General features: G+C 46.6%; 4 protein-coding genes. 3 read left to right on the forward strand and 1 reads right to left on the reverse strand.

Annotated features, from left to right (window positions below):
- Positions 1 to 23: 23 nt before the first annotated feature.
- Positions 24 to 371, reverse strand: coding sequence for a hypothetical protein (locus RN22_RS03835; protein WP_046303150.1), 348 nt, complete (start codon positions 369 to 371; stop codon positions 24 to 26).
- An 857-nt stretch (positions 372 to 1,228) separates the two neighbouring features.
- Here RN22_RS03835 and RN22_RS03840 point away from each other — a divergent pair.
- The 3 genes from RN22_RS03840 (at position 1,229) to RN22_RS03850 (ending at position 18,843) form a co-directional block, all read left to right on the forward strand.
- Entirely contained in the window at positions 1,229 to 7,582 is a 6,354-nt protein-coding gene (locus RN22_RS03840) for a non-ribosomal peptide synthetase (RefSeq protein WP_046303151.1), read from the forward strand.
- Between the two features lie 61 nt (positions 7,583 to 7,643).
- The gene (locus RN22_RS03845) at positions 7,644 to 17,594 is read left to right on the forward strand and encodes a non-ribosomal peptide synthetase (RefSeq protein ID WP_046303152.1); all 9,951 of its coding nucleotides are present in this window, start codon (positions 7,644 to 7,646) and stop codon (positions 17,592 to 17,594) included.
- The gene (locus RN22_RS03850) at positions 17,584 to 18,843 is read left to right on the forward strand and encodes an MFS transporter (protein WP_046303153.1); all 1,260 of its coding nucleotides are present in this window, start codon (positions 17,584 to 17,586) and stop codon (positions 18,841 to 18,843) included. The genes RN22_RS03845 and RN22_RS03850 overlap by 11 nt, the downstream gene beginning before the upstream one ends.
- Positions 18,844 to 18,855 lie beyond the last annotated feature (12 nt).

The following is an 18,855-nucleotide window of genomic DNA, read 5'->3' on the forward strand; positions in this document are numbered from 1 at the left end:
CTATTGATGCTTTCTTGAAGCGCTCAGAGCTGAAAGCCTTGTTTCTCAAAACGCACATTCCATTTACCGTTGTTTTCTTTCTCGCAGTTTTCTTCCGTATCAAATTGCACGTGCTTGTTCATATCTTTCACTTTGATATCGATAGAATCCAATGCATCTTTGATAAGCCGATGAAAGCATTCTTGGTTGGCTAACGCCAAATTTTCCTGGGTGTCAAAGACACAAACGATGTTTAGCGAGTTCGGGAACTTGTCGTAATTTACAAAGTGGGTCAGCCACTCGAAGCCATCATTTTCTGACTGGGCAATGTCACACACTTGGGTTAGAGCCTTTCTGAGTGAATTATCGATTTTCTTGTCTGTCTTTCTCACATTCCTCACCTTTCGAGCTTCATAGCGCATTTGCTGTTTTACAGCATGTTAGGTGGGACTGAGGGCAAACACCAGTTCGGTGTCGACCGTTTAGATTGAACCCGCTTTGGTGCACAACCACCCCAGAAGCAAACCCACCAATACAAAAAAGCCGCTGACTCTCATCAGCGGCTCTTCGTATTCATTTCTGCGTTCGCTTATTACTCTGCAAACCCAGCAGCTTGTGAGACAATCACGAACTATTCCCTAATAGTGTTCCGCAATGCTCTCGATCAGTGAAGGATTCTTCTTAGCCATGATCGAGCTAAAGAAGTGTCTGACAATCAGAGGATCGCATGTGGAATAAACTCTTTAAGCTAAATTTGTACACGTTCCTTACGCTCACATAGCAATGCTACCAACCCGCCTCGCGCTATCAATCGACAATAAAACACCAACGTCAAATTTGCTGATTCGAGCATGTCAATAAAAATGTCCATTCAATGAAAAAATTGTAGTCATTCATAGATATACATTAAGAACAACATGCTAAATTTATGACATTCTATTCATTTAACGATATGTTCCTCAATTCGCCTCAAAAGCTTCTAGAGTCATTAAGCTCAGGTCACGAGAAGCATGTATGACTCACACCATCATGCAGCACAGTGTATCGTAAAATACGACAAATGAAGAACATTCGCCCCGATGTCAACACAAATCCCCATCCTGCAACACTTGTAACAAAATATTAAATATCGAGAACCGAATCCAGCCCAAGAAAGGAATGCTTGGAAAATTAGGCAGCATGACGTTTGAATCCCTTTCCACTATTAAGGTGGTAATCAGTAGTTTTTGTGGTTCAGGGAAAAGAAGTGATGTACTCAAATATAGATACGCTTGGAGATGTACTTGCAACGGCTAGCAAGATTGAAGGAAAGGGTATCTACTTTTCGCATCACAGAGATGGCGCAATTTTTCTGAGTTACAAGCAGTTGTGGCACGATGCTAATCAACTCGCCTGCAAGTGGCGTAATCTGGGCGTAAAGCCAAAACAGAAAATTGTTTTTCAGCTAGAAGACAACAAAAATTTCGTCACTGCTTTTTGGGCTTCAATCATTGGAGGCTTCATCCCTGTCCCTGTTGCGTATGGCAACACTGATGCCCATTTCAAAAAACTTGATGCCATACTTTCCGTTTTAGAAGAAAGTTGGACAGTCACTGACTCCAGTTCAGAAACGACATTATTTGGCAAAAATCAGCACTCAAAACTCCTTTCTGTCGATATTGACAGTGACAAGAATCTGCCAAAAATCCATACACCAAACACAACCTCAGACGATTTGGCGTTTATTCAGTTCTCTTCAGGCTCTACAGGTCTGCCAAAAGGCGTCATGTTGAGCCACAAAAACATCATTACAAACAACATCGCCACGATTGAAGCGACAGAGACAACGCAAGCTGATACGACGTTCAGCTGGATGCCATTAACACACGACATGGGTCTAATTGGTTTTCACATCAATCCTATGATGGTGGGTTGTGATCAATACATCATGCCAACAGCCAGCTTTATTCGTGATCCTTTGAGTTGGATTCGGAATGTCAGCGACGCTAAAGCGACCGTTCTCTCTTCCCCTAACTTCGGTTACCACTACCTACTAAAGCGGCTTGAAAACAGTAAGAAAACCCCTAACTGGGAACTGAATAATGTCAGGCTCATTTTTAATGGTGCTGAACCCATCAATGTCGATTTGTGCAAGGCATTCTTAGACAAATTGAGTGCTTTTAACCTTAAAAATAACGTGATGTTTCCCGTATACGGACTGGCCGAAGCCACACTGGGGGTAACATTTCCCAAAGCGGGAAAAACCTTGCAAAGCATCACACTCGACAGAGCAACACTCCATATAGGCACAAAAGCCCAAGAAGACAATAACGGGGCTTCCTTTGTTGCTCTGGGCTCGCCAATCCCTGGAATGGAAATCAGAATCGTAAAAGGGAGCGAGCAATGCGGAGAGCTCACTGTTGGTGACATTCACATTAAAGGTGACAGTGTCACTCATGGGTATTTTAACGCGCCAGAAAAAACGGCCGAGACCATTTCTGAAGATGGCTGGCTAGCAACCGGAGATCTCGGATTTATAAAAGATGGCGAGCTTTATGTAACGGGTCGAAGCAAAGATCTTATTATCATAAACGGTCAGAATATCTACCCTCATGACCTCGAGCAGTCGCTAGCCATTAGCGAGTTGACACCTTTGGGCTCGGTCGCGGTGGTATCAATCACCCCTTCAGAAGAAACAGCTATGCCAAAGTTGGCTGTCTTCGTTCAGTATCGCGGATCTTTGGAAGCGTTTCTAACGGTAAAAACGCACATTGAGTCAACGCTTTCAGCTGAACATGGCATTTTCCCCGATGTGGTCATTCCGATTAAGTTAATTCCGAAAACCACCAGCGGCAAGCTGCAACGTTTTCAACTAAAACAACGCGCCGAAAAAGGCGAATTCGAACAGATAAACTCAGACATTCAGAATTTAGTCAGTGAGAAACACAATGATTCTCCGCTAACAGAAACGGAAAATCGACTTTCAGGGTTATGGCAAGAAGTACTTCGTTGCTCCTCGGTATGCAAATCCGACAATTTCTTCGCCAAGGGTGGCAACTCTTTGGATGCAGTTTTTCTGCTTCAGCGAATTTCTCATACATTTGGAATAGAAGTGCCTCAATCAGACCTTCATTCCTATTTAACGCTTGAAACCATGGCGAAAGCCATTGATGACACCGCTTTACAAAAAGACACTGCGGATCCTCTCTTCGGTCAAGAAACACAAGACGCGTACGCCTTAACAAAAGCCCAGTTGGCGATGTTTGCCCTATGCCAACGAGACACACATACCGCGTACAACGTCACTGCGGCAGTGTCCATTGAGTCTATTGTCAACAGCTCTGTCATAACAGCGAGTGCCGAATCCGTTTTCAGCAATCATCACCAAGTGTTGGGAGCCAAGATTGCAGTGTCAGATGGCCAACCTCAATGGGTTTGTGGCGTTGAAAACACCCTACTCGCTATTGGTCAAGAGGTTGAATTTAGAGAAGATGCTCCTCTTGAGGCACAATTAGAAAACGTTGCAAAACCGTTTTCGTTGATTGGTGAGGGTCTTTTACGCCTCTATTTTGGCTACCATCTCGGAAAGACAGTTTTAATCATTGATTGCCATCACCTGCTTTGCGATGGGCTCTCACTTCCCAACCTGTTTGATGAATGGGTATCGACGATATGTGGCCAAACCAAACCCAATTCTCAAACCACGAATGCGTTTGTTCACTATGCTCGCTATCAATCAGAAACCAATCCAAACAAACTGAACTATTGGAAAGCCTCCACAAAAGTACGACCAGAAGACCTTGTTTGGCCGCTTCAATCCAAAAGACCTGCCAAACAAGACTTTCAAGGGTACGCAGCACTCGCGTCGTTCAATAAAGCCGACACCAAAAAATTTGAAAAGCTGGGAGCAAAAAGTGGCACCAGCCTGCAAAACCTGCTGCAGAATATGTTTCAAATCTGGGTGTCAAAACACTGCGGACAAACACAGTTTTCTCTCGGCATCCCCGTTACTCAACGCACGCCTTCATCCATTTTATTGCCGGGCATGTTTGTTGACTCTCTGCTCGTTGACGCTCACGTGGATTACTCGCTGTCTGCTGAAGAAAACTTGAGAGCTCTTGAGCTTCATATTAAGGCGCGACATGACAACCTCATCCCGTTCTCCGACGTAGTCAGTCTGTCTGAAAGCCCAACATCACAGAGCAGGAACTCGTTGTTTGACGTGATGTTCGTATATCAGCCCATTCCAAAACAGTTCATCGACAAAGGGTATGAACATATTCCGCTTCATAATGGAGGGGCAAAAGTCGACGTAACACTTTTTGTTCAGCATCAGGCTGGCAAAGGGCTCCAACTCATGCTGGAAGGCTCTCGCTCACTCTTCTCTCACGACGCATTGTCGGTGATGCTTAATGACTTTGTCACCACGCTACATCTCCTGGCCAATCAGCCTGGACGCGAATTAAATGCGGTGCTCTTTGACAGCCTTAATATCGCCCCCGTAAGCGAAAACACACGAGATTATGACAAATCTCAAACCATCAGTTCATTACTCGATGATTGTGCCAATGCCTATCCTGGCACCATCGCCTTGGTCAATGGCGGGAGTTTCTGGACATATGAGGATGTGTCTGAGACAAGCCACCAAATCTCAAATTCACTCTCCGCAAAGGGCGTAAAAAAGGGGCAAATCGTTGCTGTCATTGGTTCGCGCTCTGCCCAACTGTTACCGCTACTAACAGGAATAAACAGATTGGGGGCCTGTTATGTGCCCATTGACGACAGTTTACCTTTACGAAGAAAAGAAAAGATCCTCAAGGCAGCCAGTCCTTCGCTCGTTGTTACTGATACGCCCCCAAACGAGAATCTCTATGACAACTTGCTTGAGCAGTTCCAACACTGCACGACTTCCGAGCTTGTTGCCGACGTTAGCGCATCAACATCAGCACACGTTGAGTCTCAGGCGATGCCTGATGATTTGGCCTATATCATTTTTACATCTGGCTCGACGGGAGAACCTAAAGGCGTCACGGTGACGAACCAAGGGCTGGCAAACTACCTTCAGTTTGCAAAGAGATATAACAGCGCAATGCCGATGAATATGGCACTGTTCACCAGCATTTCTTTCGACCTTACGGTAACGACTCTTTTTGCGCCACTTTGTACCGCCGGACAATTAGTGCTATCCGCTTCAGATTCGTTATACGACCAACTCGCTGCCGTTCTTTCAGATAGCACGATCAATACGTTAAAGCTTACTCCCGCCCACCTTGATGTGCTCACCACACTCGCGGAGCAAGCAGCGACGCCGACCGAACATCTGACGTGTTTCATTGTTGGGGGTGAGCAACTCAGTACGCCACTTGCACAGCGTGCTCAAGCCGTATTTAAAAACGCAAAAATCATAAATGAATATGGACCAACCGAAACAGTCGTTGGCTGTATAACGCACACTTACCACGCAAGAGACAACTGCTATCATGCTGTGCCAATTGGTGAAGCGGCCGACAACGTTTCTATTTACCTGTTAGACAAGGCTGGAAATCAAGTCGAAAACGGGAAGTCGGGTGAGATCTGGATTGGCGGAGATGGTGTTTCGCCAGGTTACTTTAATGACACACAGAAAACTGCTTCAGCATTTATACAGCCCCAATTTACATGCCAAGGAAAGCTCTACAGAACTGGCGATATCGCTTATCAAAATTCGCGGAATGAGCTCGTGTATGTCGGTAGAGAAGGAAACCAAGTCCAACTGCGCGGGTATCGAATTGAAACGGAAGAAGTAGAATCGTTACTTTTGCAAACTAAAGACGTTATCACCGCCTGTGTGCGCGTTTGCAACTTGGCTGAAACACCGCAATTGGTCGCTTTCTACACCGCCGACCATGATTTAAATAGTCTTCTCGCGCCCTTGTATGACGAATTACCTGATTACATGGTGCCTCAGTGTGCTATCCGTGTTGAGCACATGCCGCTGACTACCAATGGCAAAATCGACAACAACGCACTAGAGCTTATCGCACAGCAATACAATGAGAGTCACCTGACTTCCATCGACGAAACAGCCTTTGACGAAAAGGAAACTGCGCTAAAACACGCTTGGGAGCAGGTACTTAGCCACAATGCTATTTCATTAAACAGTGACTTTTTCCGTGCGGGTGGTGACTCCATCAAAGCACTGCAAATTGTAGCGCACCTGCGCAGTGCCGGGTGGGAGCTGGATACCAGAGAAATACTCGTTAACCCCACTTTTCAGTCCATGGCGGCAAAACTGAAAGTACTGGCGTCAGAGCGACACTACTCGCAAGAAACTCTCAACGGTGATGTCGCACTTACACCAGCGATGCAGTGGTTCTTTAACCAACAATTTGTGAAACCAGAACACTATCACCAATCCGTGTTGTTAGATGTGCCTATCTCTCTTACTCCCGATCTTTTAGAAAAAGCACTCAAGCATATTCTCCTCCACCACGATGCGCTCAGATTGCGATTTGATAGGGGTTCAGCGCAGTATCAGCACCCAGAGACGATTGATAAGTTTCACCTCTCTGTTGTTAGTGAATCAGCCCAAAATACACTGGTTACAATTGGCCAAACCGCGAAACGTGACTTTTCGTTTGATGATAATTGGCTATTCAAAGCGGTTTACGTTAAAAGTTCACAACCCAAGCTTTTGCTGATCGCACATCACCTCATTATTGACGGTGTTTCTTGGCGAATCGTGCTTGAAGACTTGTCGCTTGCGGTAAATAGTTTGCTGAACCAAGCAGACATATCCTTGCCGTTGAAGTCCGCGAACCTGCATGACTACCAAGCACTGCTAGCGGCTTCGCTAAAAGCCACTTCTGAAACTGACAAGCAATATTGGGAAGCCGCGACGGCTTACCCATTAAACATAGAAAATCCGCCCATTAGCGATAAACCCGCTACACAGACCCAAAAACTGACTATTCCGTCCGACACATTAAAAGAGTTGGATGGAGATATTCACGGCGTTTTCAACACACAAAAGCAGGACCTTCTCCTTGCTTCTCTTGCGATGGCGTTGAAGCCACTCACCTCACAGAGACGTTTTAGCCTCGAGGTTGAATCACACGGTAGAGAGTTGGAAGGGATTGATTTGTCTCGCTCTGTCGGTTGGTTCACTGCAATCTACCCCGTTATGTTCAGTACCATTGATGATGCAAATGCCGTTATCCGTGATGCTAAAGAAGGCACAAGAAACGCGCCTCATTCCGGCCTAACTTACTTAGCCCGCAAGGTCCAACAACAATCCTCAGGAATTCCTGCTTGCAGGTTTAACTACCTGGGCACGTTAAACATCAGTGCAGAATCTGAAAACGTTTCGTTGAACTTCGCCCCTACGGGTGTAGATAGCGATGAACAAAACGGAACAACGGCACTCTTCGAATGTGATTGCTGGATTGAGGACGGCGGCTTGGTATTACAGGTCAAAACTGCCTTTTCTAATCCTTCGCCTCACGGCGAAGCACTTCTAAAACGATGGGCAAACGAACTTGATCTGCTAATCACGCACTTAAAACAAGCAAGTGACATCCATTTCACGCCTTCTGATTTTGGCGATGCCGAGTTAAGTCAGGAAGACTTGGACGCATTGTTTTAACGACAAAAGCCAGATCAGTTATACGCGATATCGAACTTCGAGAAAGACAAGGAACAGCAACATGTCAGGAATTGACAAAAGTAACGTCTCAGCCATCCTCCCTCTTTTGCCCTTGCAGGAAGGCTTACTTTTTCATCATATTTCCGAGCCTGACAGCCCTGTTTACTTTGAGCAGCTTAGATTAAATGTGAGTGGCGACATTGACATAGACCGCCTTCAATTTGCGTGGAACCGCGTTGTAGAAAACAACGATGCACTCCGCACCGTTTTTCGTTGGCAAGGGATAGATAAGCCCGTTCAAATTGTGCTAAAAGAACGCTCGCTCGATATCGAGCAGATATCGCGCCAACAAGCGAATGACAACACCCTTTCAACACTGAGAAGTCCTTCACGTTTGGATTTGCAATCTCATCCTATTCGTTTGAGTGTTATCGAAAAAGACGCCAATGTTTTTACCCTTGTCCTGAGCTTTCACCACATTCTTCTTGATGGCTGGAGCAGTGCGCTGATTCTGAAATCCTTGCTGGGCCTATACAAGAACAATGCATTAACGCTGGATAAGACCGCACCGACCAAAGATATACACGAGGCATGGAAGAAAACCGACACCAATAAAGCCCTTGATTGGTGGAAAACGTCAACATCAAACGCCGAAGTGAATCGAGCGTTACCAAAACGTACGTTAGAGATGCTGGATGTCAAAAGCCATTCAGTTTCAGACAATAAAATTGTGCTCCCCATTTCGAGCCAAATACAGGCGCGAATCGAGGCCCTCACTGAAAAAGAAGGCGTTACTCCGGCAGCAATATTTCACGCAGTGTTCTCGTTATGCCTGCGCTTCTATCAGAACCAAAAAAACCTAACATTTGCAACGACAGTGTCGGGGAGAAATCTCCCCGTGCTCAATATTGCTGATACAGCAGGGTTATTTATCAATACCCTGCCCTTTTGTGCCGAATTGGAAATGACCATGCCATTTTCTGATTGGGTTAAAAAAGTTCAGCTGCAATTGGCGGGCATTAATGAACACAGTACTGTCGCGTTAAAGGACGTTCATACCCTTACCGCAATCCCTCAAAATGCCAGACTGTTTGACAGTTTGTTGGTCGTTGAAAATTACCCTCTCGACACCACAATAGCGGACGGAACAGGGTTCAGTATTCAGTCGGTGGAAACAACAGAAGAAACTGATTTCGACCTTACGCTCGCCATCACCCAGATGAACGGATACGAATGTAATCTGATTACTCAATCTGGCAAATTCGACCCAAGTTTTGGCCACGTCTTTTTAGCACACTTTTCTACCCTGCTTGAAAATGCAGTGTCCGAGCCTACGCGCCAGCTCAAAAGCTTATCTCCCGTTGAAAGACGCACGACTGATTCGACAATAGCGCGCTCTGAATACAACAGCGACTTGGTCACGCAACTCAAACTCGCCGTTGATAATTTTGGAGAGCGCACAGCCCTGTCAAACCCTGAACAGTCCATCACTTATCAGGAACTCGATAAATTAAGCAATAAGGTAGCCGCCGGTCTCGCTAGTTTGGGGATTCGAAAAGGCGATGTTGTCGGAATCAGCTTACCCAGAGGCACCGACATGGTTTTGGCGATTTGGGGTGTACTAAAAGCCGGTGCCGCTTACCTGCCTATTCTTCCTGACCTGCCTAAGAAACGTTCTGCTTTCATGATGGAAGACACGGGAGCCAAGCTTTGTATCGTCTCGGGGCAATCACCACTTGCGAGCACTCATTCGGTAGCAGACGTCAACGACCTTCTGGGCACAGAAGGTGACGCACCATCTGTGTGCATTAACAGCAGTGACACCGCTTACATTATCTACAGCTCAGGCTCAACAGGACAGCCCAAAGGCATTCTCACACCGCACGGTGCCGTTGCAGGTTTCGCCGCGTCTCCCACCTACGTAGAGATATCGGAAAATGATCGCGTATTGCAGCTCTCTTCCTACGGTTTTGACGGTTCGGTGTTCGATATTTTCACAACCTTATGCAACGGTGCAGAGCTCGTTCTTTTAGATGAAGCGTTACTGTCAGATCTCAATGCACTGACCGATTACATTTCGGACCAGAATATTTCCATCTTCTTTGTCACTACGGCGTTGTTTAACGCACTGGTTGACACCAATCTCTCTGCCTTGGAACAAGTAAATCGGATTCTGTTCGGTGGGGAAAAAGTCTCCGTTCCGCATGTGAAAAAGGCGTTTAGAAAGCTGGGGCCAAATAAACTTGTTCATGTGTATGGCCCGACAGAGACCACGGTTTTTGCTGCCGCGTATCCTATCCAGTCAACGCAATTGGTCCATGGAACGATCCCAATTGGCTCGGCCATCAATGATTCTACTTTCCATGTCCTTGACGTTGACCTGCTACCCTGTCTTCCGGGTGTACCGGGAGAGCTTTATATCGGTGGCCCAGCACTGGCAAAGGGGTATTTAAATCGTCCCGACTTGACGCAAGAACGTTTCACAAACGTACCCCATACCCAAGACTGGTCATATCGTACAGGCGATGAAGTTGTAGAAACAGAAAATGGCGTGCTCATTTTCAACTCGCGCTTAGACTCCCAAGTGAAGATTCGGGGGCTTCGCATTGAACTCGGCGAAATAGCATCACAACTTATTGATGTCACAGGCGCATCTGATGTCTATGTGGCGGTTCAAGGCAACGATTCAGGCAACGGCTATATCATCGCCTACCTGTGCCAAAACGAGATGCCAAACAAGGAAAAGATCACTGCTGAGCTGGCTGGATTTTTACCCCGATACATGCTGCCTCAACACTATATTCGTCTCGATAGGCTTCCTCTAACTGCGAACAACAAAGTCGATCTTAACGCGCTCCCGACGCCGGAAACAGAAAGGTCTGGTGAACCAGTGCAGCCAAAAACGGAGACCGAAGTTAACCTGCTTGCGATTTGGCAGAAAGTGTTGGTTCAACCCACGCTTTCGGTGACCGATGACGTATTTAATTTTGGAGCAAATTCTATCGCTTTCAGCCGTGTATCGGCTCAAATGCAGAAGCACTTCGGTAAACAACTCGACATAAAAACCTTGTTTTCGAGCACTACCGTTAGAGAGCAGAGCCATTTGCTTGATACGCAACGCGAGGAAAACACGCTGGGGAATATAGAACGCAATGCGTCGCTCAACGCTATCCCCGCCACCTCTATCCAAGCGGGTCTGTATACCCAAGCTCAAATGCAACCCGGCAGCACAGCATATAACATGCCAATCGCTTTTTCATTGCAGGGTGAAACAACAACAGAGCAAATCTCTGTTGCTTTCGAACGCGTTTGTCAGCGTCATCCTGTACTCTTCTCTCGCTTCCATTACGACGCTGACCAATTATGCCAAACCGCCAAGGTTACCCCTATTTCTGCTCGCCAATATGACGCCGAAATGCCTTTTGAAGATTGTTGGAAAGACTTTGTTCAGCCGTTTGATCTCGCTGATGGCAAGCTGGTGAGATTAGGCTTACAAGCATTGGAGAATAAGCATCTCATATATATCGACATCCACCATATCGTCGCAGATGGTGTATCCATCCTTGTACTTATCGACCAATTCCTTGATCAACTAGAAGGCAATACTAATGCAGTTGTAGAACCAGAAGTACGCTTTAGCGATTATGCTGTTTGGCAAGCAAGCGACACAAATCAAAGCCGCATCAAACACCAAAAAGACTTCTGGCAAAACACGCTTGTTGATATCCCACCCCGTCTTGACTTGATTACTGACTTCCCACGTCCTGACAAACGAACATTTAAGGGAGAACAATTCACGTTCGATCTGGATGCTGAAATGTCTGGGAAAATTCGCACCACCTCTAACGCAAAGGTAAGCGTCAACACCCTGTTTTTCACTGCATTTCACCTTGTCTTGGCCAAATACAGTCAACAAGCAGATTTCTGCTCATCCATTCTGAGCACAGGACGAACGCATCACCAAACGCAGGAAATGGTTGGAATGTTCAACAACTTCCTCCCTATTTCTTTTAGCTGTGAAGCCAATCAAAGCGTACAAGAACTCCTCGAGGGTCAACAAGAACGACTTCTTGAAGCGTTACAAAACCAAGATTTCCCTTATCACGATATGGTGTCCCATTGGTCTCAACCCGAGCCTGGCAGAAATCCCTATTTCGATACCATGTTCGTTTTTCACAACCAACTTTCAGCGGCTGAGGCACTGAAGACAAACGCCTTCTTACTTGAGAAGATCGACACACCATCACACTTTGCCAAACTTGATCTAAAACTCGACATCTATCCTTCTAGTGCACATGGCTATACCGCCACCATTGAGTTCAGTACAGAGCTATTTAAGCGTGAAACGATCACATCTCTCGCTCAGCAATTTCAGTTTGTTATCCGACAGATTATCTCTGATGCTAACACCCTTGTAAGAGACATCACGCTTGTCGAAGAAAACGAGAAGCAGCAACTCTTAGAAACCTTTAATGACACCTATGTAGATCGACATGTCGCTTTACCACTGATCGAAAGGTTTGAGCAACGGGTTCTGGAGCAGCCTGGGGCAATTGCAATATCCTCGAAAGAGGGCGTCCTTACTTGGTCGGCGTTCAACAGAAAGGTAAATAGACTCGCGCACTATTTGCGAGAGGAAGGCGTTGGGCCAGAGTCAATTGTTGCCGTTCAAGTACCCCGCAGTTTGGACATGATGGTCGCACTTTTTGCGATCACAAAAGCAGGTGGTGCTTGGCTACCCATTCACCTTGATAACCCAGAACAACGCACGCAATACATTCTTGATAACAGTGACGCCATTTTGCATTTGCATTGGGCATCCCCTCTGTCGGCATCCCCTCTGTCGGCATCCCCTTGTCGTTCCATCGACTTGCACACCCTAGATACGTCAGGTTTTAGCGAAACCAACCCAAAAAGGCTTCATTCGCCTGCGAACCTTGCTTACGTTATCTATACATCTGGCTCAACCGGTGAACCCAAGGGTGTGCTCATTGAACATGATGCATTGGTAAATCGCCTCGATTGGATGCAAGCTCGCTACCCAATTTCAAAGTCCGACACCGTTTTGCAAAAAACACCTTACACGTTTGACGTTTCAGTCTGGGAGCTTGTGTGGTGGTCGTTTACCGGTGCTCGTCTATTCCTCCTCGGACAAGATGAAGAAAAAGATCCCCAGTTGATAAGCAAAGCGATCGACGAACAAGGCATTACATGTATGCACTTCGTGCCGTCGATGTTAAGTGAGTTTCTCTCTACGCTATCAGAGCCTAACGCAAAGACGCTTCATTCACTCAAGCAGGTATTTACCAGTGGCGAAGCACTCACTTATACCCAGGCGTCCGATTTCCAAAAACGCGTACATGAACCAACTGGTGCGACGTTGCACAATCTTTATGGTCCAACAGAAGCCACGATTGATGTTTCCTATTTCGATTGCGTCTCCACCGAACTCCCGAATGCTATTCCAATCGGGAAGCCTATCGACAACACCACGCTACTCGTTCTCGATCAGCATCTGCAACTTTGCCCAATAGGTGTCGCTGGTGAGCTATATATTGGCGGTGACAACCTTGCACGCGGTTACCTCAACAAACCACGCCTTACTGCAGAGCGGTTTATTAGTAACCCGTTCGGAGACGGACGTTTATACAAAACCGGAGACAAGGCGCGCTGGAAAGCATGTGGCAACATCGAATATTTGGGTCGACTAGACCATCAGGTAAAAATTCGTGGCCAGCGCATTGAAACGGGCGAAATTGAGTCCGTTCTCTCACAGATAACGAACGCGTGTCATGTAGGCACCTATTCAGACGCGAACAACGAACTTCAGCTAGCCGCTTGGTATGTACCGGCGCCCTCTCACAGCCTTTCAAACCAAGAGTTAAGACACTATCTGTTGACTCAATTGCCTTCATACATGGTGCCATCGGCTTTTGTACCGTTAGACAACATGCCTTTGACCGGAAACGGAAAGCTCGACCGAAAAGCTCTCCCCGTTCCTCAGCTCAGCAGTACCTTCGTGGCCCCCGTCAATCGCACGGAGGCGAGGCTGGCAAACATCATTGAGCACATTCTAAAACGGGAGAAAGTGGGTCGGGAGGATGATTTCTTTTTAATTGGCGGGCACTCGCTATCAGCCACCCGACTCATGGCAAAAATTCGAGAAGAGTGGAATATCGCCATACCATTGAGCGACATCTTTGCGTACCCAGTTGTCAAGGCACTGGCAACACAGATAGAGCAAGCCTCCCCGACTAATGTCGCGGTAATAGCAAAACAGCCAATTGAAGAACAAAAGGTGCTTTCTTTTGGCCAACAACGTATGTGGTTAGTCGACAAGATCGACCACACAAAAGGACGCTACAACATCCATACAAGACTCCAGCTCAATGGCGTTCTTGATGTTATGGCGTTAGAAAAAGCGATTCAACGCACCTTAGCGCGCCATGATGTACTGCGAACTGTTTATACCGCAAATGATGGCACTGTCGCGCCAGTTATTCACAATAACCTTGGTTTTGAACTCACCATCACGCACCACAGCACGTTAAATAACGAAGCACATCAGGCTGCGCTAAATGCACTATCGGAAGTTGAGAGCACTTACGCTTTTGACTTGGCGACAGAAACACCTCTGAGAGCCCAGCTTGTCAACGTCGCTGATGACAATCACACACTGCTACTCACCATGCATCACATCGCGTCTGATGGATGGTCTCTGGGTGTGTTGACTCAAGAAATTGGTGCGCACTATCGAGACATCACGAGTGGCCACTCTACCCCCCTAGAACCGCTTGAGGTCCAATATTCAGACTATGCAAACTGGCAGCGTGAATTTGAAAACAGTGATGCATTTGCCCGTCAAAAAGACCATTGGTTGACGTCTCTCGACGGCTTACCCGAATGTCACGCACTAACACTGGATTCGGCAAGACCTGCAGTGCAGACATATCGTGGAGATCGATACACAACGTCACTACCTTCGTCCTTAACTGATGCGGTGTATTCCTACGCAAAGGAATCAGGTTCCACCGCCTTCATGGTGCTTCAAACCGCATTCAGTTTACTTATTAGCAAGTACTCAAATGAATCAGACATTGTGATGGGTACCCCCATCGCAAACCGCGAACAAACCGGTGTCGAAGAGCTTATCGGTTTTTTCGTCAACACCCTTGTTCTTCGTTCTGATATCGACGCTTCCCGCACTTTTTCTGAGCAGTTGAAAAAGAACAAACAGGTACTTTTAAACGCATACGCCAATCAGCAATACCCATTTGAACAGCTTGTTGATGAACTGTCGCCTTCACGAAGTCTCAGCCATCATCCTTTGTTCCAAATTATGATGGTGATGCAGAATCAAGATATTTCGTTTCCGACTATCGATAATCTTACGATCACCGCTGATGATGTTCCGTCATCCGTGGCGAAGTTCGATCTGCTATTAGACGTAGCAGAAACGGATAACTCATTAAGATTCCATTGGGATTACGCTGCCGATTTATTTACCCAAGATACAATCAAACAAATGGCAACGCACTTTGAACAATTGTTGTTCAGTGTTTTGGAGCAGCCAAACGCTCGTCAATCAACATTCAGCCTTTTAACTCAAGAAGAGCAAACACGCTCATCTGATGCTCTGCGAAAAGCCTGTTCGTTAGAGGTAGGAAGCCAAGACGCCATCGTTCAGCGCTTTGAAGACACGGTTCGACGCTTCCCTAAACATATTGCTGTTTCATTCGACAATCAGACAATCAGCTACGAAGCATTGGATGCATCTGCCAGTCAGCTTGCACACCTTCTGGTCGAACTCGGTGTCTCGATAGACAAGAAAGTTGCGTTGATTGCTGAGCCGGGCTTCGACATGATCATTTCCATTCTGGCCGTATTGAAATCTGGTGCTGCATACGTCCCGGTAGACCCTCATTCCCCAGAGCAGCGCATTCAGCATATTTTGTCAGACTGCGATGCCTCACTCGTACTAAAAGCAACAGAACTCGAAACACCGAAACTATCTGTTCCGACAGTGGAGCTCAACGCGGAAGACACTCACGCGAGATTGCAAAATTTCCCTAAGCACTTCCAGTCTTGCGTCGCGAAGGACCAGCTTGCCTACGTCATTTATACCTCTGGCTCAACCGGCTTACCAAAAGGTGTTCAGGTAACGCACGAGAACGTGATTCGTCTATTTGACAGTACATCAACGGAATTTGACTTCAACGAGCATGACGTTTGGACCCTATTCCACAGCTTTGCGTTTGACTTCTCCGTTTGGGAGATATGGGGCGCACTCTTAAAAGGTGGGAAGCTAGTTATCGTCCCTTCAATGGTGGCGCGCTCTCCAAGCGATTTCCGCCAACTACTCAGCTCAGAAAATGTCACGGTCCTCAATCAAACGCCAAGTGCTTTTAATCAGCTCATCGAGGCAGACAAAAAGGTCGAACAACCTCTTTCACTTCGTTTTGTCATTTTTGGTGGTGAAGCCCTGACCTTAAGCGCGCTAAAACCTTGGATTGAAAAACACCCTCTCAAAGATACTGCGCTGATTAACATGTACGGAATTACAGAAACAACCGTGCATGTTACCTATAAATCGCTGACTGAAAACGATATTAACCATGCCAAGCAGAGCTTGATTGGCAGTCCAATCAGTGATTTGTATATTTATATTCTTGATGAAAGTCAGGCGTTGCAACCCACTGGCGTACCCGGAGAAATGTACGTAGGCGGTGCTGGAATTTCCAGGGGTTACTTAAACAGACCTGAGTTAAATCAGTCTCGATTCATACAAGACCCTTACAGCCCTGATAAAACCTTGTACCGAACAGGAGATCGCGCACGCCAACTTGCAAGTGGTGAATTGGAATATCTAGGTCGATGCGACCTGCAAGTGAAAATTCGTGGATTTCGCATTGAGCTTGGTGAGATTGAACATCAACTGCTTGCCATTGACGGGGTTTCTGAAGCAGTGGTTGTCGCAGAAGAGAACTCCATCAGTGCCTTCGTTGTTTCGTCAGAACCACGAACGCGTTCTGAGTATAAAAACGCGCTTGAACAGCATTTACCTACCTATATGCTGCCAGCGTCTTTTACCGAGCTAGAGAGCATTCCACTCACCATTAATGGGAAGGCAGACAAAAACAAGCTACTTGCGATGAAATCCTCGGTCACCTCAGGCATAAACGTTACCCATGCCGAAACTGAGACCGAGCGAAAACTTGTCGATATATGGCAGAACTTGTTAGACGCTAAAGACGTCAGTGTGACTGAGAACTTCTTCGACCTTGGAGCAAACTCTTTACTTATCGTTCAGGCGCATAGTCGCATTGATTCTGACTTCCCAGATATTGTTCGCGTCACCGATCTATTTAGCCATACGTCAATTCGCGCGTTGGGCGACTTCATTGATGGCCAAAACAACAAGGTCACTTTACCCGCGACTACCTTGCCCCACTCAATGTTCCACCGCAGCGCAGGCAGATCGATCACCACACTCAAAGCCAATTATCCAAAAGACGCAGTGGCGGTATTTTCCAATGCCATATCCAATAGCCCGGCGTCTTTATTGGCGGGTCAAGCGAGCATTTTTGCTTACCTTCTGGCGCAATTAAATAAGCAACATAACGTCAATTTCACTTACGCACTCAACAGTACGCAGTTAGTGCCTTTTGCCGTCGATTTAGCAAATTCAAATTCCATTGGTGACATGGTTGAGGAAACAAACAAGAAACTGGTTGAATTGGCTGCGACCCAAGTGGGTTTTGACACGGCACTGCCCGCACCCTCTCAAGCGCACATCTTGCTTAAAGGTGAACACGCTCACGTGTCTTCCGATGTCTTACAAGAGTTTGATTTAGTACTGACACTTCCAGAGGATTCAGATAACACCTCTTTGTCATTGAGCTTCGATGCAGGACGACTACAAAAAGAGCAGTTGAATAACGTCTTAAGTACGTACTTAAAGCTGTTTGTGTACAGCACAAAGCAGTTAGCAGGAGCAGGCAATGTTAAGTAATCGATTTATCGTTGCCGGTGGCCTTTTTAGCTCCCAGTTTGCCACAGGCAGCCTGTCCTTCGCGATAAGCCTGTACCTGCTGGATGCAACACAATCAGCTTTATTGTTCTCTATGGCTGTCGGGGCGTCCTTTGTCCCCTCGGTCGTCATTAGTTTGCTAAGTGGTGTTTGGGTAGACAAGTGGAACAAAAAGCGGGTCGTTTGCCTTTGCGATTTTTGTACTGGCCTTATCGCTCTCGCTTTCGTGTTAACCGTCAACTACGCCGATAACTTAAATACATTGCTGTTCTACATCGTATGCGTTGCGAGTGTACAGGCGTTACTCACGCTCGCATTCAACAGTGCATTGCCCGAGTTGTTCCCTGCCGACGCGTTACCATCAGCTAACGGCCTTGTACAATCCGTCTCAGCTGTCACGCGGATCGTAGCACCCATATCAGGTGCGCTTTTGTATGCAAACATTTCGCTGAATCTCATATTCATAATTTCCGGCGCGATATATTTTGTTTCCGCTGTCGCTCAATTAAACCTCCGCTTTACCGAGAAAGAGAGCGAAGAATCGACGATTAACAAAGATTACATCAGTGCCCAACGCGAAGCGTTCGACTACGTTAAGCAGCACCCCTCTATTCGTTTTTTCCTCGTCTTCGAAATTTTACTCAATGGTCTCTACCTGCCATTGGTGCTGGTCGCCATGCCTTTCATCATTTATCAGGTCTTGGGGGTCAGTCCTCTCCAGCTATCACTTGTTGAAGCATCCATGGCTGTTGGAACCATTATTGGGGCATTGATCGCGAGTAAAAAAGCCGTTCAAAAAACAGCCATACGGTATTTCTGTTTACTGCTCATTCCTCAAGCCCTTCTCATACTTGTATGGCTATTTCCATTTCCCCAGCAAGCGAATGCCATGCTGATTACGAGCTTTTTTGCCGCAACGTTTGTCGTGTTGGCTTGCTTAAACACCGTACAGAACATTCCCGTGCTTTCACAATTTCAACGCACTGTCCCTCAGCACATGCTTGGCCGATTGTTTGGTCTTTTCTTCGCGCTACTTAACCTCGCGGTACCCGCTGGTATTTGGTTGGTGGGCACCTTGTTAACCGCAGAGAACTGGCATCAGGTCATCGTTTTTAGTGCGGCTCTTATGGTGCTATTGGGCATTTTCGGGAATAGAAACAAAGGCTTTCATGCGTTTGTTAACGACGCAAGCCCCGCGACAAAAGAGTATGCGACAACACCGGAACACTAAAATAAAACTAAG

It is taken from the genome of Grimontia sp. AD028, from assembly GCF_000973155.1.
GTDB lineage: Bacteria > Pseudomonadota > Gammaproteobacteria > Enterobacterales > Vibrionaceae > Enterovibrio > Enterovibrio indicus.